Raw genomic sequence first — 367 nt, forward strand, 5'->3', positions numbered from 1 at the left:
CTTCTTGTTGAGATATGGACATATCAGGGGTTGCTTCGATCACAGTTGGAGCAACATAGTAACCTGCCAAATCAGGAGCGTAGCCACCACATAAAATAGTTGCCCCCTCTTTTTTAGCTTGTTCAATCATTGCCAATACACTGGTTTGTTGCGCCTGAGAAACCACCGGCGTTAAATCGGCCTGCTCTTCACCTGAGCCGATTACTAAATTTTCAGCCATAGTAACCACTGCCGCTTTAATCTCTTCGTAACGAGCTTTATCCACCAGTAAACGCGACATTGCAGAGCACACTTGTCCAGCATTAAAGAAAATACCTGTTTGCACACTGCTGATAACTTTCTCAGTAGCCGCATCTTTAAGAACAAT

General features: G+C 44.1%; 1 protein-coding gene. It reads right to left on the reverse strand.

Going from position 1 to position 367, the window contains the following annotated elements:
- Window positions 1–367: aldehyde dehydrogenase family protein (locus SB751_RS28595; RefSeq protein WP_410748865.1), on the reverse strand; the 367-nt coding region annotated here is incomplete at both ends.

Origin of the sequence: Cupriavidus sp. SIMBA_020 (assembly GCF_046535395.1) — a bacterium.
Taxonomy (GTDB): domain Bacteria; phylum Pseudomonadota; class Gammaproteobacteria; order Burkholderiales; family Burkholderiaceae; genus Cupriavidus; species Cupriavidus campinensis.